Annotated in this window: 2 protein-coding genes; both read right to left on the bottom strand. The window is 56.6% G+C overall.

Annotated elements, in window-relative coordinates; all coding sequences use genetic code 11:
* Positions 1–84 precede the first annotated feature (84 nt).
* A complete protein-coding gene (locus THS27_RS26195; RefSeq protein WP_085595946.1) occupies positions 85–717 on the bottom strand; it encodes a hypothetical protein in 633 nt (210 codons plus the stop codon).
* A gap of 3 nt (positions 718–720) precedes the next feature.
* On the bottom strand, positions 721–1,501 hold a 781-nt coding region (locus tag THS27_RS26190; protein ID WP_210403034.1), incomplete at its 5' end, for a phage tail tape measure C-terminal domain-containing protein.

Below are 1,501 nucleotides of genomic sequence, written 5' to 3'. Positions count from 1 at the left end.
GCGCGGTGCCAATCCGGCACAATACCAGCGGGCTAAGACTGGACGCTGTAAATTCCCCCGCCAAATCCGCATGAATGTCCCGGGTCATGGCAAATACTCCATCGCCTCAAACTGCATATCATCCCAAACGCCAGGGGATTCGCTCCAGCTACCTGCATTACCGGGTTTCATCCGCCACAGACCAACCGCACAGCGATAAATAACGATTGATCCATTAACATAATCATTGCGCAAGGCAGGCCAGATATTAATCTCGGCCTCGCCCGTTTCCGCGTCATCAATCGCAACGTCATCGGTGACAAAATGCAAACGCGACGTGATACCACTACCAAGCTGAATATAATCCCCCACCCGCAGCGCAAAGCCCGCCGGGTCGGTGGTTTCCCAGCCAAGGGTTTGTAACACCCGCGACCGGATATTATGCGCCCCCGCAAGCTGCACCGTCACGTCGCTATTGTTGCGTTGTGGTAGTTTTGCCGCCGGGTCGCCCATCAAAAACGGGTTTTTCACCCCGCGCAGCTTGATCAAAAAACCCTGTAATGCCGCCGCACGCGCCCGATTGGCGGGGGGAAAGGTAAGCGAGGCGTCCCACCTTTCCCCCTGATTAATTTGCGCCTGTGACTGAAAGGTAAAAGGCGATACCGACAACCCGCCCGATGTAACCGGCGTGATTGTCACCGACAAAGGCGACACCGGCAAAACCAATGGTTCATCCATTTATCATCGCCCCCTGATCGTGCGCGCCGCCGACCCACCTCGCTGCACAGCCCCGCTCACAGCACCAACGGCACGCTTGTCAAACCCGCTATCCATGCGCTTCACAACACCGCCCAGGGCAATAATTGTGCTTTCCAGCCGGGCAATCGCAGACTGATCTGCCCCGCGGGCATCAATGTTATAAACGCTGCCCCCGCCTGTGCTTGCCGCCGACGATGCGGCCGCCTTGGGCAGTTTCAAATCAACCGGAATTTTCCCCGATGGCACCGGCACATAAGCCTCGGGAACAGATCCTTCACCAAATTCGGCAAATTGCCGCCCGGTGGCAATTCCGCCCGCAGAATAGCGCCGCAGCGGCACCGGCCCGCTATTGGTCATAATTCCGCCATCGGCGAAACTTGACCAGTCATAGCCAGGCGATGTCATATCGCTGGTACCGCCGCCGACTTGTGACCAATCATAGCTTGCCGATGAATAATCAACACCGCCCCCGCCGCCAAACGCGCCACCGATCAATGACGTTAATGCCCCGCTGGCAATTTTTGCCAAAGGCCCGGTAATGGACTGGCGCACAATCAACCGCTGAAAATCGGCCAAAATGCCATCAACCATATCGGTAAAGGCTTCCTTGGTACTTCTGGTCTTGCCATTAATCGATACCAGCGCATCTTCCAGCGACGAAAACCCCGACGATGCCAGCCGTTGCGAATTGGCCGCAGCATCGTTGGCCCCCTTGGAATAATCCTCAAAGGCTTTCTCCGCCCCTTTTGACCAATGTTTGGCC

Origin of the sequence: Thalassospira sp. MCCC 1A01428, from assembly GCF_002115825.1 — a bacterium.
Taxonomy (GTDB): domain Bacteria; phylum Pseudomonadota; class Alphaproteobacteria; order Rhodospirillales; family Thalassospiraceae; genus Thalassospira.
The sequence above is the reverse complement of the archived record's forward strand: the minus strand, read 5'-3'. Positions and strand labels throughout refer to the sequence as shown.